21 protein-coding genes, 1 tRNA gene and 1 pseudogene are annotated in these 21,319 nt (G+C 70.4%); 15 read left to right on the top strand and 8 right to left on the bottom strand.

The features are described from left to right. The 9 genes and pseudogenes from E1211_RS03715 to E1211_RS03675 all read left to right on the top strand — a co-directional run. A pseudogene (locus tag E1211_RS03715) lies at positions 1 to 618 on the top strand (ABC transporter permease); the annotation flags it as partial. A gap of 139 nt (positions 619 to 757) precedes the next feature. Next, positions 758 to 964, top strand: coding sequence for a hypothetical protein (locus tag E1211_RS03710; RefSeq protein WP_132345371.1), 207 nt, complete (start codon positions 758 to 760; stop codon positions 962 to 964). Positions 965 to 1,063: 99 nt separating this feature from the next. Continuing rightward, positions 1,064 to 3,283, top strand: coding sequence for a cell division protein FtsK (locus tag E1211_RS03705; protein WP_132345369.1), 2,220 nt, complete (start codon positions 1,064 to 1,066; stop codon positions 3,281 to 3,283). Positions 3,284 to 3,425: 142 nt separating this feature from the next. After that, the gene (locus tag E1211_RS03700; RefSeq protein WP_132345367.1) at positions 3,426 to 3,674 is read left to right on the top strand and encodes a hypothetical protein; all 249 of its coding nucleotides are present in this window, start codon (positions 3,426 to 3,428) and stop codon (positions 3,672 to 3,674) included. Next, on the top strand, positions 3,671 to 3,955 hold the full coding sequence (locus E1211_RS03695) for a hypothetical protein (protein ID WP_132345365.1): 285 nt from the start codon (positions 3,671 to 3,673) through the stop codon (positions 3,953 to 3,955). Before E1211_RS03700 ends, E1211_RS03695 begins: the two co-directional genes overlap by 4 nt. 4 nt (positions 3,956 to 3,959) lie before the next feature. Further along, positions 3,960 to 4,214, top strand: coding sequence for a hypothetical protein (locus tag E1211_RS03690; RefSeq protein WP_132345363.1), 255 nt, complete (start codon positions 3,960 to 3,962; stop codon positions 4,212 to 4,214). Between the two features lie 28 nt (positions 4,215 to 4,242). Then, on the top strand, positions 4,243 to 5,241 hold the full coding sequence (locus tag E1211_RS03685) for a bifunctional DNA primase/polymerase (protein WP_132345361.1): 999 nt from the start codon (positions 4,243 to 4,245) through the stop codon (positions 5,239 to 5,241). Then, a complete protein-coding gene (locus E1211_RS03680; RefSeq protein ID WP_132345359.1) occupies positions 5,238 to 6,800 on the top strand; it encodes a hypothetical protein in 1,563 nt (520 codons plus the stop codon). The genes E1211_RS03685 and E1211_RS03680 overlap by 4 nt, the downstream gene beginning before the upstream one ends. Positions 6,801 to 7,208: 408 nt before the next feature. Beyond that, positions 7,209 to 7,688, top strand: coding sequence for a DUF488 family protein (locus tag E1211_RS03675; protein ID WP_243709322.1), 480 nt, complete (start codon positions 7,209 to 7,211; stop codon positions 7,686 to 7,688). Here the strand turns inward: E1211_RS03675 and E1211_RS03670 are convergent. Beyond that, a complete protein-coding gene (locus tag E1211_RS03670; RefSeq protein ID WP_132345357.1) occupies positions 7,654 to 8,493 on the bottom strand; it encodes a hypothetical protein in 840 nt (279 codons plus the stop codon). The two genes, E1211_RS03675 and E1211_RS03670, sit on opposite strands and share 35 nt — an antisense overlap. A 158-nt stretch (positions 8,494 to 8,651) precedes the next feature. Between E1211_RS03670 and E1211_RS03665 the strand changes: the two genes are divergently transcribed. Beyond that, a tRNA-Met gene (locus E1211_RS03665) sits at positions 8,652 to 8,740 on the top strand. A gap of 376 nt (positions 8,741 to 9,116) precedes the next feature. On the opposite strand, the gene E1211_RS03660 is transcribed toward E1211_RS03665, so the two are convergent. Continuing rightward, complete coding sequence (locus E1211_RS03660) at positions 9,117 to 10,088, bottom strand: helix-turn-helix transcriptional regulator (protein ID WP_132345355.1); 972 nt, start codon at positions 10,086 to 10,088, stop codon at positions 9,117 to 9,119. Between the two features lie 24 nt (positions 10,089 to 10,112). Between E1211_RS03660 and E1211_RS03655 the strand changes: the two genes are divergently transcribed. Then, entirely contained in the window at positions 10,113 to 11,411 is a 1,299-nt protein-coding gene (locus E1211_RS03655) for an MFS transporter (RefSeq protein WP_243709321.1), read from the top strand. Positions 11,412 to 12,017: 606 nt separating this feature from the next. Here the strand turns inward: E1211_RS03655 and E1211_RS03650 are convergent. The 4 genes from E1211_RS03650 to E1211_RS03635 form a co-directional block, all read right to left on the bottom strand. Beyond that, positions 12,018 to 12,917, bottom strand: a complete 900-nt coding sequence (locus tag E1211_RS03650) for a sulfotransferase (RefSeq protein WP_132345353.1) — start codon at positions 12,915 to 12,917, stop codon at positions 12,018 to 12,020. A 61-nt stretch (positions 12,918 to 12,978) separates the two neighbouring features. Beyond that, positions 12,979 to 13,182, bottom strand: coding sequence for a hypothetical protein (locus E1211_RS03645; protein ID WP_132345351.1), 204 nt, complete (start codon positions 13,180 to 13,182; stop codon positions 12,979 to 12,981). 104 nt (positions 13,183 to 13,286) lie between these two features. Continuing rightward, the gene (locus tag E1211_RS03640; protein ID WP_132345349.1) at positions 13,287 to 14,945 is read right to left on the bottom strand and encodes an AMP-binding protein; all 1,659 of its coding nucleotides are present in this window, start codon (positions 14,943 to 14,945) and stop codon (positions 13,287 to 13,289) included. 190 nt (positions 14,946 to 15,135) lie between these two features. Continuing rightward, a complete protein-coding gene (locus tag E1211_RS03635; protein WP_165947158.1) occupies positions 15,136 to 15,813 on the bottom strand; it encodes an alpha/beta hydrolase in 678 nt (225 codons plus the stop codon). A gap of 105 nt (positions 15,814 to 15,918) precedes the next feature. On the opposite strand from E1211_RS03635, the gene E1211_RS03630 reads away from it, so the two are divergent. Together E1211_RS03630 and E1211_RS03625 are read left to right on the top strand one after the other, a co-directional pair. Next, positions 15,919 to 16,542: a TetR/AcrR family transcriptional regulator gene (locus tag E1211_RS03630; RefSeq protein ID WP_132345345.1), complete on the top strand. Its 624-nt coding sequence runs from the start codon at positions 15,919 to 15,921 to the stop codon at positions 16,540 to 16,542. A 31-nt stretch (positions 16,543 to 16,573) separates the two neighbouring features. Beyond that, positions 16,574 to 17,500 carry a phosphotransferase family protein gene (locus E1211_RS03625; RefSeq protein ID WP_165947157.1) on the top strand — a complete coding sequence of 309 codons (927 nt, stop codon included), beginning with the start codon at positions 16,574 to 16,576 and terminating at the stop codon, positions 17,498 to 17,500. 73 nt (positions 17,501 to 17,573) lie between these two features. Here E1211_RS03625 and E1211_RS03620 read toward each other — a convergent pair whose 3' ends face one another. Further along, positions 17,574 to 18,623, bottom strand: a complete 1,050-nt coding sequence (locus E1211_RS03620; RefSeq protein WP_207915221.1) for a PKD domain-containing protein — start codon at positions 18,621 to 18,623, stop codon at positions 17,574 to 17,576. A gap of 198 nt (positions 18,624 to 18,821) precedes the next feature. Next, complete coding sequence (locus E1211_RS03615) at positions 18,822 to 19,349, bottom strand: SRPBCC family protein (RefSeq protein WP_256371305.1); 528 nt, start codon at positions 19,347 to 19,349, stop codon at positions 18,822 to 18,824. 658 nt (positions 19,350 to 20,007) lie between these two features. On the opposite strand from E1211_RS03615, the gene E1211_RS03610 reads away from it, so the two are divergent. After that, the gene (locus E1211_RS03610; RefSeq protein ID WP_132345337.1) at positions 20,008 to 20,277 is read left to right on the top strand and encodes a hypothetical protein; all 270 of its coding nucleotides are present in this window, start codon (positions 20,008 to 20,010) and stop codon (positions 20,275 to 20,277) included. Next, positions 20,277 to 21,314 carry a hypothetical protein gene (locus E1211_RS03605; RefSeq protein WP_132345335.1) on the top strand — a complete coding sequence of 346 codons (1,038 nt, stop codon included), beginning with the start codon at positions 20,277 to 20,279 and terminating at the stop codon, positions 21,312 to 21,314. The genes E1211_RS03610 and E1211_RS03605 overlap by 1 nt, the downstream gene beginning before the upstream one ends. The last annotated feature ends 5 nt before the right edge of the window (positions 21,315 to 21,319 follow it).

The following is a 21,319-nucleotide window of genomic DNA, read 5'->3' as shown; positions in this document are numbered from 1 at the left end:
CCCGCGCCCCGGCTCGACTACGCCGAGCCGATCGGCCCGAACCCACCGCCGACCCCGGTCGTACCCGAGCCCGCGCCCCCGGTCGTGGCAGACCCGACCCCTACGCCGGAGATCACGCCGGCCGTCCCGGTCACCGAGGTCAGCACGGTCGGTCACCCGGACACGCCCACCCCGCCCGCGCCGGCCAAGCCGTCCCGGCCGGCGGTGGTCTGGCCGGTGGTGCTGCTGGCCCTGCCGGCGTTCGTCGCCATCTGGTCCGGGTGGGTCGGACTCGGCGGACTCACCGGGTTCGGCGTGGTGCACCCGCTGCCGGGCATCTGGGACAGCTTCTCCCTCAACTCCGCGATCACGCTCCCGATCGGCGTCGAGACGTACGGCGCGTACGCGCTCTACGTGTGGCTGTCCGGCCGGGTGCCCGAGCGTGCCCGCCGGTTCGCCAAGTGGTCCGCGATCGCCTCGCTTCTCGTCGGCGCGCTCGGGCAGGTGGCCTACCACCTGTTGGAAGCGGCCGGCGTCACCTCGGCCCCGTGGTGGATCACCACCGCCGTGGCCTGCCTCCCGGTCGCGGTACTCGGCATGGGCGCCGCACTGGCCCACCTCGTGCGCGAGGCCCACTAGCCCCGCCCGGCGGCACGGCACACCGGCCTAGGAACCGCACCGTGCCGCCGGCCCACCGATCGACCGCAAGGACCCACCGGGGGAGCACTCATCATCCCCCGGCACCCAGCCAGCCCCGCAACCCGAAAGGAGCCCATCCGTGGGCCGCATCAACCGCGCATCCGGAAACGACCGCGTCGCCGTGCAGGTCGGCCAGATCCACCGCCGCAGCGACACCCGCAAGGCCAGCAAGGACACCCCGACCCCCGACACCACGCCCGCCCGGACGGAGAACATCCGCGCCGGCAACGCCCGCGTCGGCCGGCAGGCCGACGCGGTGACCGGTGACCTGCACATCGGCTTCTGACCCCCCGGCCCGGCGGCGCAGCCCCTGGCGACCAACCTGCGCCGCGCCGCCGGCCCCCACCTGACCCGAACCAACGGACCCGTTGGAGGAACCCCCATCATGACCTCCCCCCGAGACGATGACCGTTTCGACTGGCAGGCCGCAGAGAACGACCTGACCGACACCACCGGCGGCGTGGGCGCCGAGGTGGTCGACCTGGACGACGCCCGCGCCCGCCGGCTGCCCCGCCCCCGGCCCGCCGACGACACCGCCGAGGACGACGACACCGGCGACGACGACGCCGAGAGCATCGAAGACGGGCCGGAACGCCTCGGCGGCCCGGTCGACGCCGCCGAGGACATCCCGCGTGACGTGCTGGCGCGGCAGCGTGAACGGCGGCCGATCCTTGCCGACTGGGCTCGCTCCGGCCGCGCCTTGCGGGCCGCTGTGAAGCATCAGACCAAGGACGCCGGTTACGTGGCCGCGTACCACGGCGTGCGCCTACCCAAGTACGCGGTGAAGGCCCTCGCGTGGGCGCCGATCGGCGCGGTGCGGGGGATCGGTCAGGCGCTGCGGTGGGCGACCGCCGAGGAAGGGAACTGGCACCTACGGCAAGCCGCGGCGACCCGTGGTGACGCCGACACCTGGCTCAAGCTGGACGCCCGCCGGCAGCGTCAGAGCGTGTGGCGGTGGTGGGTCCTCGCCGCTGGCACGGCGGGCACCGGAACCGGCGTGATCGTCCTCGCGGCTGGGCCGGAGTGGTGGCGGTGGGTGGCCGGGGCGGTGGTGGTGCCGCTGCTGGCGACCCGGGGCCGCCCGGTCGACAAGCCGCTGACCGACCGGGTGTCGGAGGGCACCCGTTACCGCAAGCTCACCGCCAACCTCGTGCGGCGGGCGCTGACTTCGTTGCAGATGCCCGCGATCAACAGCGCGGTTGCCAAGGACCCGAAGGCGATCAGCTTCCCGGTCGACATCCACCGTGACGGCCCCGGCCACCTCGCGGTGGTCGATCTGCCGTACGGGGTGGAAGCGGCCGAGGTGGTCGCCCGACGGGGCAAGCTGGCCTCGGCGATGCGGCTGCCGCTGGATCAGGTGTGGCCCGAACCGGCACCCGGTCACACAGGCCGCCTGGCGTTGTGGGTGGGGTATGAACCGGCGTCGCAGATGAAGCAACCCGCCTGGCCGCTGCTCTCGGCGACGGCCAAGGTGGACGTGTTCAAGCCGTTCCCGTTCGCCACCACGCCCCGCCTCGACCCGGTGAGCGTCGATTTGATGTTCCGCAACTTCCTCTTCGGCGGTCAGCCCGGATCGGGCAAGACGTTCGCGCTGCGGGATCTGATCCTCGCTGCCGCCCTGGACCCGCGTGCCGAGATTCGCGGGTACGAGTTGAAGGGCGTCGGGGACTTCGCTGTGTTGGAACCGGTCATGAGCGAGTACGGCAACGGCTTCGATGACGACACCCTCGCGCGTTGCTTCGCCTTCATCGAGTGGCTGTATGAGGAGTGCCGCCGCCGCTCGAAGCGCATCGAGCACTACGCCCGACTCGGGAAGGCGCCCGAGAACAAGGTCACCCCGGAGCTCGCCAGCCTCAAGGGGTCCGGCCTGCATCCTCTCGTGGCGTGGTTCGACGAGTTGCAGGAGTTGATGACCAGCAAGTACGGCAAGGAAGCCGGCGAGATCCTGGAGAAGGTCATCAAGCTCGGCCGGGCGCTCGGGGTGATCATCCTGATCGGCACGCAGATCCCCGACAAGGACAGCCTGCCGACCGGCATCACCCGCAACGTCAACTCCCGGTTCTGCCTCTCCGTCGCGGACCAGACGGCGAACGACATGATCCTCGGGACATCGGCGTACAAGAACGGCTACCGGGCGACCGTGTTTCAGCCGGTCAGCGAGGCCGGGTGGGGCATCCTGCGCGGCTTCGGCCCCAAGGCGGCATCGGTCCGCTCGTTCTACGTCGACACCACCGCCGCCGGCCGCATCGTCGCCCGCGCCGTCACGCTGCGGCAGACGGCCGGGACGCTGCCCAAGCCCGACGAGCAGACCCGCGAGGTTGCCCCGGTGGCGGACGTCCTCGGAGACCTCGCCCGGATCTGGCCGGGCGACGACAAGGCCGCGTGGAACGAGACGCTGTGCGGCCTGCTCGCCGAGCTGCGGCCCGAGGTCTACGGCGGCTGGGAGGCCGCGCAACTCACCACCGCCCTCAAGCCCCACCCGGCGATCAAGGTCGCCGACGTGGGGCGGCGCATCGACGGCAAGCCCGTCACCCGGCGCGGCATCAAGCACACCGACCTGCTCGCCGCGATCGCGGAGCGTGACCGCAAGCGGTCCGCCGGCTGACAACTCCGCAGGGTGCTAGCGCTAGCGGTCCGACCTGCTAGCGCTAGCACCCCCGCTAGCACCCGAACCGAATCATGAGCTGCCCGCTAGTAGCTAGCAGCTCACGGCCTCGTGCACCCGAAAACGGCCCTGGGAGGCACTTGTGAACCCCCACCTGACCGCCGCTATCGTCCTCACCGCGATCCCCACCGCCGTCACACTCGGTTACGCCGGGCTGTGCGCGGTGAGCCCCTTCAAACGCTGCGACCGGTGCGCCGGAACCGGCCACATCACCACCCGCGTCCTACGCCGCCCCCGCGCCTGCCGCCGCTGTGACCGAGGGCTGCGGCTGCGCACCGGCCGCCGCGTCTTCAACTACTTCCGCCGGCTGCGCACCGAGGCCACCCGATGAACCGGCGGTCCGCTGGACACACCGACTGGTGCGGACGCGACCACCGCTGCAACCTCGGCGAGCACCGATCCGACGAAATCGTGGTCGACGCCGGCCACGCCCGCGCCGTCCTCGTGCGCGTCCGCACCGCCTCCGGACGGGAGCACGCCGAGGTGCGCGTCAGGGTCGCCCTCGCCCCGACCGAGGTGACCGCCCGCCGTCAGTTGGTCGGGCTGCTCGGCGACATGCGGCACGCGGTAGGCCGCGCGGCGATCGCGGCCCGGCCTCGGCCGGGGCGGTGACCCGGTGGCCGCCCGGTGGCTCGCCGCAAGCACGGTGCTCGGCCGACCGGTGACCGGCGCCGAGCCCTACCCGCACCTCTGCGGCCGGCTGCTCTCCGCCGCCGACAGCCTGAGCGGCCGACCCGTCCGGCTGCAACGGCGTGACTGCGCGGCCTGCGCGCACGAGCGCCACCAACGCACCGCGCGGCAGCCCGATACGGCGGGCGGGTTGCTGATCGACCTCGACAACGCCCGCGCTCGCCGCCGCGCCGCCGCCTGAATCTCCGATCACTCGGAAGGGAGACCTCGTGTCCCGTCCTGACCTTTTGGCCGCCGCGCTGGCCTGTGCTGCGCGTGGCTGGCATGTGTTCCCGCTACGTCCCGACCGCCCGCGTCTCGCCGACGCGGATGAGCCGAAGCGTCCGGCGTTCCCGGCCCGCTGCACCGCCGAACGCTGCGACCTGACCGACCCGCGCTGCCGGGCCGCCGGCCGTCACGTCGGGTGGGAGGAACGGGCCACCACCGACCCCGACCGGATTCGCCGGGCGTGGTCGACCCGCCCGTACGGAATCGGTGTGGCGTGCGGCCCGTCGGGGTTGGTGGTGGTCGACCTGGACCTGCCCAAGCACCCCGGCGACGCCCCGCCCCTGCAGTGGGAGGGAGCGCGTGACGGTGCGGACGTGTTCGCCGCGCTCGCCGCCCGCCACGGTGGGATCGAGGTGACCCACACGGTGGTCACGCCCAGCGGCGGTAGCCACCTCTACTACCGCCACCCCGACGCCGGCCCGAAGCTGCGGAACACCACCAGCGGCCGGGGACGCGGCCTCGGGTGGAAGGTCGACACCCGCGCGCACGGCGGCTACGTCGTGGCCGCCGGCTCGACGGTCGCCAGCCGACCCTACGTGGTGGCGTTGGACTGCGAGCCCGCGCCGCTGCCCGAGTGGGTCGCCACGCTGACCGCGCCGCACGAGCGGCCGGCGTACCGGCCGGCGGCCGTCGCGCTGCCAGCGGACCGGCGCGGTCGGTACGTCGCTGCCGCGATCCGCCGGCAGGTCGACCACCTGACCGGCGCCGCCGAGGGCGGCCGTAACGCGGCCCTGTTCGCCAGCGCGGTGGCGCTCGGGCAGCTCGCCGCGGGAGGCGCGCTCACCGACGCGGACGTGTACGCCGTGCTGGAACCGGCCGCCCGGTCCCTGCCCGGCCGCCGACCGCTCAGCGATCGGGAGATTGCCCGCACGATCGCATCCGGGCTACACGTCGGCGCACGTCAGCCCCGCCACCTGAACAACTCCGGGAGGGCAGCATGAGCAGCACCCGCTTGCAGATCGGCACCGGCCCAGAAACCATCCGCACCCTAAAAGCCGCCCTGACAGACGGGCTTCTGCCGGACACGTACGTGTCGGCCGGGTCGCTGGTGCACATGGAAGCCGTCTCGGGTGACCTCGCGCCAGCCGCCGACGAGGACTCGCCGTTGCCGGTGTCCGCCAGCGTGGTCACACCGGCCGGGCTGGCAGGGCTGCTCGCCGAACACGCCTACGTCTACCGGATGAAGACCCGCAAGGGCGACGGCGGTGACCCGGAGATGTACGAGGAGGAAGTCACCCCGCCCCGGGACACCCTGTCGTCGGTGCTGGCGGGGAAGACGTGGCCGGGTGTGGCGCCGCTGCGCGGCATCATCGGCGCACCGGTGCTGCGGCGCGACGGCACCCTGTTGCAGACCCCCGGCTACGACAAGGCCACCGGCCTGTACCTGGCAACCCGGGTGGCGCTGCCGGCCGTTCCCGACGAGCCGACCCCGCAGCAGGTAGCCGAGGCGAAGACGTTCCTGCTCGGCCGGTTCCTGCGTGATTTTCCGTGGGCCAGCGCGGCGGACCGGGCCAACTACGTGGCGCTGCTGGCAACGCCGATCCTGCGGCACTTCACCCGATCCCTGACCCCGTTCGCGCTCATCGACGCCACCATGCCATCGAGCGGGAAGACGATCCTGACCGCCGGGCCGGGAATGCTCTACGGGCAGCGCGTCATGAACTGGGCCTACTCCGACGAGGAACTACGCAAGTCCATCACTGCCGTGTTCGCCGAGCAGGTCGGCGTGGTCATCTGGGACAACCTCGCCGAGGGCACCGTCATCGACTCCGCCGTGCTCGCCCAGCTGGTCACCAACGGCGTGTGGTCCGACCGGCAGTTGGGCGCGTCGCGCAACATCGCCACCGTCAACGACCGGTTGTGGATGGCCACAGGCAACAACTTGCAAGTCGGCGGGGACATGGCTTCCCGCACCGTCCGGGTGCATCTCGACCCGGACATGCCCCGCCCCGAACTGCGCGACCAAACGGCGTTCGGTATTCCGCATCTTGACCAGTGGATCACTGCCCCGGCGAACCAACTCACGGTGCTGTGGCACCTGCTCGTGCTGGTGCTCGATTGGACGCGGCAGGGAGCGCCCCGGGCGGCCGGGTTATCAATGCGGCAGTTCACGCCGTGGGCGCAAGCCCTCGGGGGATTCCTGGCCCATCACGGCGTCGACGGGTTCCTGTCCAACGCGGCTGAGGTACGGGAGATCGATGAAGACGAAACGCGCTGGCGCGCGTTCCTCACCACCTGGCATGAGCGCCACGGCGGTCGACGTCTGACGGCCGCTGACCTGCGCCGTGACGCCGAGCCCATGCACCTCGGCAGCGACGAACATGACCCGTGGGATGGGCAGTTCATCACCACCCACAACGGCCGCCTACCCAACCCGCTGCAACTCGGCCGGCTGCTCACCGGGCAAGCCGGCCGGTGGCGCGGCGATCACGTCATCCGCGCCGGGAAGAACGAGCGCGGAGACCGGGCCGTGTTCTGGGTCGAACGCCACGACAGCTGAAACCCGCTGAACCATCTCCGCATCTCCGCAACGCCGCAGCAACCCACCCTCACCAGGGGAAACAGCCTGCGGAGATCAGACCATCAGGAACCATCGATCTCCGCATCTCCGCACGATCTTGCGGAGATGAACCTCTCTTGCGGAGATCTCCCTCAACGGAACTCCGCATCTCCGCAAGCATTCGCCCAGCTCACAGCCATGTTTGCGGAGATGCGGAGATGCGGAGATGGTTCAGCCCCTCCCACAACGAGCACCGATCACCGCGACCGACCCGCGTAGGCCGCCCCGCTGAGAGCCCTGAGTCAACCCGTTGCCTTCTGCGGTCGCTTCCGTTCGGAGCTGTGCAGGGCGGCACATTTCTTGGCCGTCCCGATGGTCTTGGCGGACGGGTCATGAAAGGGTGTTCCGATGAGCGCCACCTTAGCTGTGAGTCACCGGGCCGGTATCCTGGGTGTCGGCTACGAGGGCCGCTCCATCGATGAGTTTGTGACCGGCCTCGCGGACATGGGCGTCACGCGCCTAGTCGATGTTCGGATGACGCCGATCTCTCGCAAGCGTGGCTTCAGCAAGTCAGCCCTCAGTCAGGCGCTCGCCGCGCAAGGCATCGTCTACGAGCACCGTCGGGAGCTTGGTAATCCGAAGGAGAACCGCCCAGGGTTCGGTGGCAACTCCGAGGAGTTGCGATCTGCGCGGGCGGTGTATGCCTCTCGGCTGCGTCACGCTGAGTCCCTGGCAGCGCTCGATGCGCTCGCCGAGACGGCGCAACGCGAGCTGGTGGCGCTGCTCTGTTTCGAGGCGGATGAGAGTCGGTGCCACCGCCAGGTCGTGATGCGCGCGCTCGAAGACCGTATGCCTATCGCTTCGGCCAGTACACGCCCAGCACGCTGAAAACGTGAACGCGCTTGGCCTGGTTGCCGACGTAGAAGGCGACGTCACGGTTAGGCGCGCACATCTCCTCCAGAAATTTGGCCTCCAGCGCATCCCGAAGCGCGGCGTCGGAGTAGCCAGCGAGCCGACGCTGTAGCGCTACCAACTCCCAGTCGATGATGTGCTGCTTGTGTCCGTTGCACCCGGGTTCCTGGCAGCGGTAGTGGTACGCCGCCTTGAAGCGGGGCGCCTGTAGCGGAGATCTGCTCCGGCCGCTGAAGAGGTCCGGTTGACTCGCGTACGCCTCGATCTTGCGCTGCTCGTCAGCGCTCCAGCCAGGGTGCGGCTTGACCTTGAGATCGTGAACCTCCTTGGGCCGCACGAGTGCCAGCGATTGCGCGTCAGCGCGCTCCTGAGCGTCGCGGTTGAGGCGACACATCGAATCCTCGATAGCCGGATCAAGCAACGGCTGTCGAGACCTCCAGCCGTCGAGATGGCGCTCCTTCTGAATCCTGTCCATGATCGGCTTCCAACTTTCGCGCCGCTGATCCTGCCGCGCCGGTTTGGCATCGACGGAGATGATGTCGTACTTCTTGAACGCCTCGTCACTGTCGAGATGCCGGAAGTTGATCGGGTAGAGGCGAACCCACGTCGGCCGCAGCACGTCCGTCCGCAGCCCCGCTACGCAAACGGTCTCTCCGTACTTCTCTGAGGGGTTCGGTGCAGCCTTCACAGTGATCAGGAGCTGTAGCCGCACAGGGCGGTCGTCGGCCGGCTTCGGGTCAGGTCCCGCGTCACTGGGACCGAAGAGCGACATCTGGGCCATGCGCGCCTCCAGCGGAGATAGCCGTAGGTAGTCGTGTGATCACGCGAGGGATTCAGGTTCTCATGGGATCGACCGATCGGCATAGAGCGCGTGGTGCCGCTTGTGGTGCGAAGTGAGGGTGGTTCGAGTGGTTGCAGTGCGGGAGAGTCGCCTCGACTGTGGCTGTAGTTGCAGCTAGTGGGCGCAGTCTCCGCCACGAGGGCCACTCATAATCCCTCGGTCGCGGGTTCGAGTCCCGCCCGCCCCACCTCCAGCCTTTGAGCTGGGCAAACGTGAAAGCGGATGTGGCGGTACCCGAGCCGGCTTGGCGAACGCGCCGAGACCTGGGCGTCTGCGTGGTGCGGCCGTCGTCGTACGCGGACGACCGAGTGCTCCGAGGGCCGCGAGGATCGACCGGATCAGGTACGCCCTCGGGTTGGGCTTTGCTGGTGTGAGCGGTGCCGGAGGTGTCGCGCCGGGGCGGTGTCTGGCGGTCCGCCGATGTTGATGGACGGCTGCGCCGATGGGCTGCTGACCACCTGGCTGAGCTGGCAGCGCGCTTTTCAGCGGCATGAAGGTCGCTCAAGGGCTGGGCTCCTCTCGCGGCTCGGCAGTAGTTCTCGGCCATCCGGCCTACGAGGGCCTCACGAATGCGGCGCGGCCGAGGCGACCAACATGTCGCCGAGGTCGGAGCGGCGGTAGAGCACCGATCGGCCGTGTCGGGTGCCGACCAGCAGTCCGCCCGCACGCAAGGCCCGAAGGTGCTGATTGACCGCGGTCGGGGTGACGCCGAGGCGGGCGGCCAACTCGGTGGAGGAGGCGGGCGTGTCGAGATGGTTGAGCAGACCGGCCCGAGTGGTGCCCAGAAGTCCGGCGAGACCGTCCGGCGCGGGCAGGGTCTGCGGCTCCCACAGGGTCGCCGCGCCACGCGCGGAATAGAGGATCATCGGTGGCTCGTCGGCCGAGATGGGTGTCGAGGCGTTGGTGGTCCACAGGCTCGGCACCAGGGTCAGCTCGCCATTGGCCGGTCGCGCGTAGTCGAGCTTCGAGCGCAGCCGTACCTCGACCACGTTTCCGACGAGCCGCACCGCGTCCGACAATCCGCTGAGCATCGTGGCGAGACCCCGCTGGGCGATTTGTCGTCCTCGGAACGTGACGTCGCCTTCGAGGACCGCCCGCATCCGGGGCCAGTGCGGCTCGAAACAGCACCGCCAGTACGCGGCGAGCGCATCGATGATCCGATTGAGCACCTCCGCGGCGGAACCCTGTAGTGGTTCGGGAAGTGGCGTCGCGCCGTGCACCGCTCGCAGGTCTCGTTCGATGACCGCCGGGTCGTTACTGGCCAGTCTCGCGAGTTCGTCGTCGAAGCGGGTCAGCGGTGAGTGCGGACGCGGGTTGAGAAAATCCGGCGTCCACAGCCGTACGTCCGTCAATGCGAGCAGCATGGCCTCGTCAAGGCTGTCGCGCACGGCTTCGAGCGTGCGTAGCCAGCGCAACTGAAGCGGATATCGTCCTGGATCGCGCCAAGCCCGCAGGGACAGCACCGCCTCGTTGAGCGGGGACACCGCGAATCGGAGATCGGCGACATCCATGCCGAGCAGCTCGTACCGGACCATGAAGCAAAAGGCTACATCGTTGGCGTGGCCGGCCAGTACGCTGCGACAACTGACGGCATGCTTCTTGTGACAGACCGCCACAGGTCGGCGGCGGCCGGCTGGGTTCGGCGGTACCTGCGTCCGGACGATCCCGTCGCCCGCGCGCTGACCTGGGCCACCATGACCAGCTCGCTTTCCAAGGGAGTCTTCTTCAGCGTCAGCGTGATGTTCTTCACCCACGTCGCCGGCTTCGCCGCGACCACGGTCGCGCTCGGGTTGACGATCGCCGGGGCGGTCGCCGTCCCCGCCGCGCTGGCTGCGGGCTACCTGGCCCGTGTCGTCGGCGCGCGCCGGGTGCTGCTCGCCACGACCGCCGGCCAGGGCCTGGCGCTGGTGGCCTACCTCCTGGCGCACACCCCGGCCGCGTTCGTTGTCGTCGCCTGCGCCGCCGTCGGACAACAGGCCATGCAGCGCACCGCCCTGACGACGATGATCGCCGAGTCGTTCACCGGCCCGGACCGCGTGGAGATGCGCGCCCGCCTGCGGGTGGTCACCAACGCTTTCATCGGCGTGGGAACCGCGCTGGCAGCCGTCGCCCTCGTGCTCGACACGAAACTGGCATATCTGCTGGCGATGCTCACCACCGGAGCACTGCTGTTCGTCTCCGCATTCTTGCTGCGCCGGATGGACCGCGGCGCCGAACGCACCGCGACCGACGGGTCTCGGACGGCCGGCGTACGCCAATCACCACTGCGCGACCGGACCTATCTGGCCATCACCGGCCTCTACGCCGTCATGAGCATGCAGGTCGGCATGCTCACGGTGGGGGTACCACTCTGGGTCGCCGGCTCGACGAAGGCACCCCCGGCGACCATCGCTGCGCTGTTGGCATTGAATACCGTCATCGTGTCCCTACTTCAGGTCTGGGCGGCACGCGGGGCGAAAGCCATCCGCTCGGCCGGCCGCGCGGTCGGCGTGGCCGGTACCTTGCTCGCGCTGGCCTGTGGCCTGTACGCCCTGTCCGCCTACGGCGCGATCGCTGTCGTCGTGGTGATGCTGATGCTCGCGACCGTGGCACACAGCCTCGCCGAGATCCTGTCCGAGGCAGGCAGTTGGACGCTCGCCTTCGAGCTTGCCGACCCGGCCAACGTCGGCGCGTACCAGGGTGTCAGCCAGACCGGAGCGGCACTGGGCTCGATGCTCGCGCCGCTGGTCGTGACGGCGACCGCGATTCAGCACGGTTTGCCCGGTTGGATTCTTCTCGGCGTGCTGTTCCTTCTCGCGGGGGCATTGACGATGGTGCTGGTCCGACGACAGGTGGACGGGTCGCTGTTGCCTGGCTAGAAGACTGCCGCTCCGGCAGATCTGCCTGACGGGGCCGCCCGCCCCGACGGCGGGCGGCCCCGTCCGTCGAACAGTGGTGATCGCCAAGCGAGAGCGCCGTCGGCCGCTACGGAGCCGACGATCCGGTTGGGGTCCTCGGCCGGAGTCCCGACCTGCCTACGATGCCCGACCACGAACAGCCGAAAATGACACAGCAGGCCCCTGAACTGCGGGAACGCGGTTCGGGTTCTGCCACATCCGGTCCACGCACGATTCCTGGGCTGGGAGACGTGAAAGCGGATGTGGCGGTACACGAACCGCCTTGGCGCGTGCCGTGACCTGGTTGAACGTGGTGTCGGCGTACGGTTTCACGCGCATGATGCGTACCAGCCGTTAGCCAGGCTTGATGCTGGCGAGCTGCGCGAGCAGCTGAACCGCGACGTTCGCCGCGCCGGCTCGGCCCCGGCCTGCCGGCGACCTCCGGCCGGCCCTGCCCGACGAGGAGTTCCGACGCAGCAGCGCGGCTGTCATTCCATTGAACGAGCAGTGAGCTGACCTGGGGCCTCTGGCGACATGGCCTCTGGGCGGCTTGGAAGCGGGTCGTCGGACTGCCTCCATCCGGAGTCGTCACTCATATCCCATGGCCGGGATGACCTCGCCGAGTGCCTCTTCGATGAGCTCGCGGGTCTCGTCGTCGAGCTGGTCGTTGCGGTTCGTCAGCTTGTGCGACTGGAACGCCGAAGGGGTGGCGAAGTCGTCGACGCCGAGCTGTTCGAAGAGGGCGCGGCGCTGCCCGGGCCAGTCGGCCGCGAGATCTTCTGCTTTCACCTCGACGTATCGCCTGCCCGTCAGGGCGACCGTGTTCTTCCAGGTGAGCCACCGGTGGTAGACCGGCTTGAGGTAGGCGAGCGCGCCGTCGACGGTGGGCGGTGCCCAGGGCTGGGACAGGTGGGATGCGAGCACGGAGACCGGGTGACGTTTGATGTGCACGATGGTCGCTTCGGGGACCAGCTCCCAGAGGAACTCCATGTACAGCAGGTTGAACGGCGTCTTCTCGCACCAGGTCGGCTTGCCCGCGTCGGCGGCTGCACCGCCGAACATGGTGTCGATCAGGCCCCGCAGGATGCCGAACAGTTCGCCCCGGTCGCTGAAATACCTGGGAAGTACCCGCCGGCGGCTCAGCGGCTCGAACGGCCCGGCGGGACGGTCGGCGTTCCCGAAGCCTTCCGCGGGTGCGGGTTCGTCGTACGTGTACGCGATCAACTGCGGCCAGAGCCGCTGCACCGCGTCCCGGTAGCGCTCCTCGCCGACCAGTTCGGGAATGGTTCTGCCGCGGTCGTCACCGACGGTGGGGTCGTATCGATGGGTGAGCGCGTCGGCCAGGTCCCGCAGGCCATCCGGGTCGACGAGGAACCGGGTCTCCATGGGAATCCGATGGATCAGCGGATGTTCGCCGATGATGTCGGCGATCCGTGACGTTCCCGAACGACCCGTGCCCGCGACGAAGATCGGTGCGGGGAGCGGCATGGCGAGCAGTCAACCTCTCAACCCCGCGCCGCTGCAAGCCACTTATCCCCCGCACCCGCCGCTACGGCCCGGACCCGCGCCCACCGGGCTGTCGCTCCGTCGGCGGAGCGGTCCCCGCGGACCTCGGCAGCCGATCGGTCGGCAGGAACGCGGGCAGCGCGAAGCCGGCCGCGTGCTCGTCCTCGGAGAGCACGAACGTGCCACCTCGCTCCTCGGGCTGCCAGCCGATCCGCAGCTGCCGCAGTCGCGTCCGCGCGTGGATCACCTCCGTGATCGATCTTTCCGCACCGGCACGAGCCGCCGCGCTTAGTTTTCTGCGGCGTTCCCACGAGGGCGGGCGTGGGGGCTCAGGCGCTATCCGAGGGGCGCTCAGGCCACGTCCGCCAGCTGTGCGCGTAGCAGCGCCTTGTTCACCTTGCCGAGGGCGTTGTAGGGCAGTTCCGCCCGGATCACCGAACGGGTGGGCAGATACCACTCGGTCATTCCGCGGCCGGTCAGGAATTCGCGCAACTCGTCGAGCTCGGGTGGCGTGCCGGACGGCACCACCACGGCGCAGATCTGCTCCGTGCCGTCTTCGCCGGGTAGGCCGACGAGCGTCACGTCGGCCAGCGCCGGGTGGTCGCGCAGCGCGGCCTCCACGTCGGCGGCCGGCACCATGAAGACCCCGCCGATCCGATCGGCGAGCCGACCCGCCAACCGGATGCCGTTCCGGCCGTCGGGGACGGCGAGATCGCCGGTGTCGTACCAGCCGTCGTCCTGCTCGTGGGTGAGGGTGACGCCCTGCCCGTCCCGGTCCAGCGTCGCGAGACACACTCCGGCGCCCCGGATCATCAGCTGTCCGGGCCGGCTCTCGGTGACCGGTTCGGTCGCGCGCAGGTCGATCTCCGTACCGACCGGGGGCCGTCCGACACTGTGCGCCGCCCAGTCGGCCGGGTCGTCCGGGCCCGTGAAGGTGTTGCCGGCCTCGGTCATCCCCCAGACCGTGTACAGCGTGACGCCGAGGGTGTCGACGACGTCGGTGACGATCTGCGGCAGGACGGTGGTGCCGGAGGTGGCGACCACCTGGAGGCTGGGTATCGCCTCACCTCGCCGGCGCAGCTCGGCCATCAGGCCGTTGAGGAAGACCGGCGCCGCGCTCAGGAAGGTGGCCCCTTCGGCCGCCAGCATTGTCGCGGCGTGCGACGGCTCCCAGACATCCAGCATCAGCGAACAGCCGCCGACGAGCAGCGGGCACAGGTTGCTGCCGAGAATGCCGCCGAGGTGCGTGGCCGCGTGCGGGGTGAAGATGCGATCGGCGGGGCCGCGCGTCCAGGCCCGCAGGAAGTCGGTGTGGGCGTGGATGGTGTTCAGCGAGTGGACGGCGCCCTTGGGCCCGCCCGTGGTCCCGGAGGTGAACAGGACGAGGGCCGCCCGGTCCGGGTCGACGTCGATCTCGGCCGGTGTCGTCGCGTGCTCCGGCCGCCAGTCCCTGCGTACGAAGTGGTCGGTGAAGCCGACCTCGCCGGACCGCCGTGCCTCACCCAGCACGATGCGGTGCCGGAGCCGCGGGAGCTTCGGCGCCAGCCCGGCGAGGCGGCCGGCGTAGTCGGTGCCGCGCCACTCGTCGGGCGTGACGCAGACCGCTGCGCCGACGCGGCGCAGGATGAGCTCCAACTCTCGCGTGCCGAGCGTCGGCATGAGGGGCGCCACCACGGCCCCGACCCGGAGCGCCGCCAGCAGCATCGCGTTGGTCTGCCACCAGTTGGGAAGCTGGACGGCGACCACGGTGCCGGGGCCGACACCGAGCTGCGCCAGACCCGCGGCGAAGCGGTCCACCCAGTCGGCGTACTGCTGGTAGGAGAGCTGTTCGCGCCCCACGCCGGAGCGGTACGCCACGATCGCCGGGGCGTCCGGCGTCCGGTCCCGCCACTTCCACAGGTCGGTCAGCGGGCTCTCGGCACGCCAAGCGCCGGTACGCCGGTGGCGCGCGACGACGGCCTCCGGCGCGCGGATGCCGGCGATGTCCAGCCATGCGTGGTCGTGCGGCATCTGGGCTCCTCTTCGCCGGGTGGCCTGAACGGTCCGGTCCGTGTCTCGTGGCGCGGCCGGCCGCCTCCTCGCCTGACGAGGAGGCGGCCTTCACCACGGACGGTGTGGCGGGGGGCTGGTCCGCGTAGCGGCAGCCCCGGTGGCTGGGGCCGACCCCTGCGGTCGGCCCCGACGATCGATGACCGGTCGGTCAGTCCTTGACGATCTCGTCGATGAGCGCGGCCAGCTCGGCCGGGCGGGCGAGGAACGGGGAGTGGCCGGTGGGGACCCGGCGGGTGGAGGTGGCGCGGACGGCCATCTGCTCCTGCAGCTCGACCGGGAGTGAGGCGTCCCGCTCGGTGAGGATGTAGGTGGAGGGGAGGGTGCGCCACGCGGCCCCTGTCGCGCGGTCGGCCCACGGCTGGAGGCGCTGCTCGACGAGCTGGCTGATGGCCCGCTCGGCCACCGCGTCGGGCACGTCGGCGTAGAGCTGGGCCCGCGGGTCCGAGCCGATCGGGAAGAGGCCCTCCGTCGAGTCGGGGTCGGGCATGCCGTGCAGAGTGAACATCGACTCGTTCACGTCGGGCACGTAGGCGGCCAGGTAGACGAGGTGCCGGACGTTGGTCAGGCCGGCGAGCCCCTCGGTGGCCGGGATGCCGCCGTACGAGTGGGCCACCACGACGACCGGGCCCTCGATCGCCTTGACCGCCGTGCGGATCGCCTCGGCGTCCTCCCGCAGGCCGCCACGGGGCTCGGGGCCGGTGGTCGGCAGCTTCACCGCGCGGCTGGCGTAGCCGAGCGCGTCGAGCTCGCCACGGAGCAGGTCGAAGGTGGCGGGGAGGTGCCAGGCGCCCGGTACGAGCACGAGTGTGGGCCGCTGAGGGGTCACGTTGCTGTCTCCGCGTGAACAGGACGGTGAGTCCAGGTGGACAAGACGGTGTGTCGAGACATGGTGTCTCGCACAAGCGTAGGGTCTCACCTCTAAACTCGCCCTATGGCCTCTGTCACCCGCCGTCCCTCCACCGGGGGCAACCGCCGGGCGACCGCCGACGCCAAGATCCTTGAGGCGACCGAGCGGTTGCTGGCGGGCGGCGCGAGCTTCACCGAGCTGGGTGTGCAGCGCATCACGGCCGAGGCAGGTGTCGTCCGCTCGACCTTCTACCTGCACTTCCGGGACAAGACCCAGCTGCTGCTGCGGCTCATCGAGCCGCTCGCCGACGGCGCCTACGACCTGATCAGCTCGACCGCGCCGGAAAAAGGCCTCGAAGGCATCGTGGCAGCCATGGTCCTGGACATCCGCTACTACCGGGAACGGCGACACCTGCTCGCCGCGGTGCTGGAGGTCGCCGGCTACGACGCGGTGGTGCGGGAGTTCTGGAACGCCCAGATTCAGCGCTTCACCGACCTGGCCGAGGTGTGGCTGCGCGGCGAGCAGGAGGCCGGCCACACCGCGCGTGACCTGGAGCCCGCCACGGCCGCCCGGGTGCTCACCTGGGGCGGCTTCCAGGTGCTCGCCAACCACGTGCTCACCGGCCCCGAGGATCAGGACGAGATCGTGGCCCGGGAGATCGCGCTGCTCGAGTGGTACGGCGCGTTCCGCCGGCCGGCTCAGCACTGACCGTGCGGCCGGGGGACGCCGGGTGAGGACAGTGACGGGGGAGACGGGCGGGCTCGACGTCGTACGCGGCGCACTGGCCGAGGCGTGCCCCGGCATCGGAGTCGCGAGCGTCCGCCGGCTCGACGCCGGCTACACCAGCAGGCAGTGGGTCGCCGACACGGACGAGGGCCCGTTGCTGATCAAGACGCCGGTGCGGAACGCTGACCCCGAACACCTGCGGCGGTTGATCGCCACCACCCGCCGGGCCGCGGAGGGCGGCATCCCCGTGGTGCGGTTCCGTGCCTTCCTGCCCAGGAGCGGACTCCTCGACGCGCCACTGCTGGTGCAGGAGTACCAGGACGGCACGCCCGCCGACGAGCTGTGGGAGGGGATGAACCCCGCCCAGCGACTGAGCTTCGCCGCGGCGCTGGGCGAGCTCGTGGGGCGGCTCCACTCCGGCTCCGGCCCCTGGTTCGGCGACGTGCTCGGCGTACAGAAGCACCCGGACGTCCGCACCTTCCTGCACGCCCTCGTCGACGCGCGGCTCGCGGAGGCGCCCGAGGACATCACCTCGGCCGGGCGAGACGGCCTCGCCCCGGCCCTGCACCGCGCCGTCGACACCGTGCCCCCGAACGGCGTACCGGCGTTGACGCACGGCGACCTGTGGCGGCAGAACGTCGTCCTGCGCGACGGGCGGATCGCCTGCCTGCTCGACTTCGAGCACGGGCTCTACGCGGACCGATTCCTCGACTTCGGCAAGCTCGACGAGCACGTCTTCGACGGGTATCCGCAGGGGCGTCGGGAATTCCTCGACGCGTACGACGAGGTGTGCCCGCTGCCGGACGACTGGGAGGCGCGGGTACGGCTCGCGCACGCGGTGCACGCGCTGTCGATGGCCGTCTACTTCCTGCGCTGGACCCCCGAGTACGCGCCGCAGTACGTGGCCGAGCTGGAGGAGTGGCTCGCCGAGGCGGCGTGACCGGCCGAGGCCGAACGCGCGTGACACCGCGAACGGCGCCCTCCGGATCTCGAGTCCGGAGGGCGCCGTTGTCTCACCTGACCCGCACCGGGGTCGAGAGCAGTTCGTTGTCCGCCGGAAGCGCGTCCCGGTTCTGCACCACCTCAGCCACCGCCTGGAAGGTGACCTTGCCGGCAGTCCGGTCGTCCGCGGCGACGGTGTACGTGAACGGGAAGGCCGTCGTCCGGCCCACCGTCCTCGCCGGGACGGGCTGCGTGACGTCCCCGACGTACTCGTAGCCGTCGGGGCTGCCGCGGTAGAGACGAACCTGCACGTTCTCGTCGTAGCGGATGTTCTGAACGTTGACGGTGATGCCGACGGTCTGCCCGGCGCGGGCGGTCGAGGGCACGGAGAGGCGGACGATCGACACGTCGTGAGTGCGGATCGTGATGGCATGCGAGACGGAGTTCGACCGGCCGTCGACCGTCCACGCCGTCAGCGTCACGGTGTAGTCGCCGTCGGCGGTGAACCGATGGTTGGGGTAGAGCGTGTCCGACGTCGTCCCGTCACCGAAGTCCCAGGTGTAGCGGGCGATGCCCAGGCCGGCCGGGTCGTTCACCGAGGGCCAGAAGGGGATGGTGTCGAACGTGTTGTGGTCGACCCCGGCGGCGTAGAAGTCCACCACCGGAGGCGGCGCGACGTCCAGTCGGAAGGTGACCTGCTCGGCGAAGTCCGCCCCGATCCGGAACAGATAGGTGGTGCCCGCCTGCGCCTCGAAGGTGACCGGGGTGTAGCCGTGCGGCGGCTGGCAGGACACCTCGGAGAGGCTGTCCAGCGAGCTACCCGTGTAGATCGCGATTCCGGGATAACCCGGGCCGGTCTCGCCCGTGAGGATGCGGGTGGTCGTGGGTGTGTACGAGTACCACACGGTGCGGGTGGAGCTGAAGCAGGACGTCGGCTCACCGTCCTGCGCGGTTGCCGTGCGGAGATCCTGGACGTTCGAGTACGGCAGCGCCTCGACAGGGAGAGCGCCCGCGAAGTCGTCGTTGCCCGGAGTGGCGAAGGCCGCGGTGGGTGCCGCGACCAGTAGCGCGATCACCCCCGTGAACGCGACGGTGAGCCGTGCGAGATGTCGTCTGACCACTGGATACCTCCTGGGCTTCTGCCCATCGTCCGAAGGGCCGTCCGACCGTAGATCTCGGAAGCCAGTGGCGTAGTTAAAGAAATCATCGGATTCGGTTAAGGCGGTGGCCCCGAGGCGCGCGGTTCCGCACGGCTCGGACAGGCCGAGGAGCATCGGACAGACCGATGAGAAGTCGTCGACGCGCCGCCGGTGGCGGCGTCAGCGGGGACGGTCGTGCCTCGACGGTGATGCGGAGAGGTCGAACTTGCCGGCGACCGCGTGCTCGGTCTCCGTCACCTTCCCCGTTTCGAGGAGCTGCTTCAGCCGGCGGAGGTTGGCCTCGACCTCCGCGGCGGGCGGCTTGCCGATGAGGGTCAGCGCGGTGCGGCCCAGTCTGCCCAAGGGCATCGCGAGCAGCTGCTGTACGTCCGTCCCGGTCGGAGCGTCAGCGAAGCGAACGGTCCAGCGCGCCCTCAGTCCGGGCGGACCGGCGCTCTCGTAGCGGATCAGCTCGTTCGTACGCTCCTCGGTCACCGTGATCGCCGACGTCAACCGGATGCCGAGTGGGCCCTCGATCGTCCACCGGTACGTGGTCGGGTCGGTCCGTCGCACGGCCATGACATCGCCCAGGAACCGAGGCAGGTTCTCCAGGTCGCGGTAGAAGTGGAAGACCTCCGGGACCGGCCGTCCGATTGTCACTCTCGCCTCGACCGAACCGCACCAGAGACAGGAAAGTGGGGTGGGCATCTCCGTGCCACGCTCCTCCATCGGGTACCACGGCGGCCTGACCGGCCGGTGGCGCTTGCCCGAGTGCCCGCCGGTTAAACCTCGGCGTCCACGTACGTCGGGCGACCCGGCCGCCTCGTGGATCGAGCCGCAACCGGCTCCTCCGGGGAACGCGAGGGGTGCTGTCCGATAGCTGACAGGACGCCGGGGGCCTTCACGTCGCACTGTTGTAGCAGGTGAGAGGCGTACGGATGGCGGGCCACATCCGATTCCTCCGGCCCGGTGGCGACAGCAGCGTCCCGCCGGTGCCGTGATCACCGGGTCCGGCCCGCCGCCGCGGCGGCGCCGGCGTAGCGCAGCGCCGGCCCGTACGCATCGACGAGGTCGCGACCGTGGAGATCGTCCCGGGCGCCCGGGACCGCCACCTCCGACACCGACGTCGCCACACCCTCGCCGCCGTACGTCGGGCGCGTCGTGCCGCCGCTCGACCCGAACGGGCCACCGCGATCCGAGACCGGCGCAGCGCCGCACGCCTCGGCGCGAACCGACGACGCGACCGCTCACCCGGGGACCGGGAGCACCGACGCGCCCGGCGGCCCCGGTCGTTGCCGCAACCGACGACAGCCCGCCGGACCGGTCCCGAACCGCTCCGGCGTCGAAGAAGGAAGGAGGGGCCGGCATGGCCGCTCCCACCGCGTCCGCATCCCTGAACGCGTCGACCTACTCACCCGGTGACCAGATGAACCTCACCGTCACCTACGGCGACGCCGACACCAGACCGCTGACCCTCACGATCGTGGTCACCGACGCAGCGGGCAACAGCAGCGCGCCGATCCGCGTCGCCGCGGTCATCGATCCGCTCACCGTCACCGTCACCGACGACTCCGGCCGCACCTGGACCCGGTTGTCGGACAACGGCGCGGTGGCCGTCTACCGGGCGGTGGCGTGATGCCCCGGGTGACCGTCACTGTGCGCGACTCCGGCGGACGTACCGCCACCGCCGCCGCCGACTACACCATCGCCCGGCCGGTCCTCGGCGGCTACTACCTCTCCGGCGGCGCCGACCCGACGGCCGACATGGCGGGCGGCAACTTCCGCTCGCTCACCCAGTACCGCAGCTTCGCCGACGGCTACGTCTTCCCCGGCTACCAGCGACCGTGGCTGACCGCTCTCGGCAAGGCGGGCATCCAGATCAACATGGTCCTGGAGTTGAAGCACTACGGCGCGCCGAACGCCGGACCGCAGACTTTCACCGTGGACGGCACCTCCTACACGGTCCCGGCGCCCGCGATGACCATCCAGCAACGCCCGGGGACGACCTGGCCCAAGGCGTACGGCTACGGCCAGGTGCTCGCCGGGCAGTGCGACGGGCTCTTCGCCCGAGCCCTGTCCCAGTACCGCACCCTGGGGTTCCCGGTGAACATCCAGCTCGCCTCCGAGCTGGACACCGATCACGAGTTCGGCACCAGCGAAGCGGGCAAGGCCTACACCTGGGCCGAGTCGGACGCCCGGGCGGTGCAGGCGGTGACCTACATCGTGAACTGGTTCAAGGCACGGACGCTGCCGGCCGGCAGCACGTTCTCCGTCGGGGTGGGCGGCTTCGACCGGGCCTGCTACCGGCGCACCCACCCGGAGTCGCTGATGGCGCGCCTGGACTACCTGCAGTGGAACGTGTACGCGACCAGCCCCACCCACACCGCTCTCGACCGCTTCCGGCGTACGAAGGACTGGGCCGTCGCCGACCTCGGCCCGGTCGCGCTCTCCCGCCCGGTGATCATCGCCGAGTGGGGTGTGCGGGTCGCCGAGATCCCGAACCAGGCCGCCTGGATCGCCACCGTGCCGGCGGCGATCGCCAAGCTCAACGCCGAGCGCGGACCGCGGATCGTGCGGACGAACTACTTCAACTCCGGCTGGGGCACGCTCTCCCCGAAGGCGACGGGCCTGTCGGCGCTCAAGGCCGCCTACGCCACCCGCCCGTACGTCTGACCGTG

This window comes from Micromonospora sp. 15K316 (assembly GCF_004348525.1).
Taxonomy (GTDB): Bacteria; Actinomycetota; Actinomycetes; order Mycobacteriales; family Micromonosporaceae; genus Micromonospora.
The sequence above is the reverse complement of the archived record's forward strand: the minus strand, read 5'-3'. Positions and strand labels throughout refer to the sequence as shown.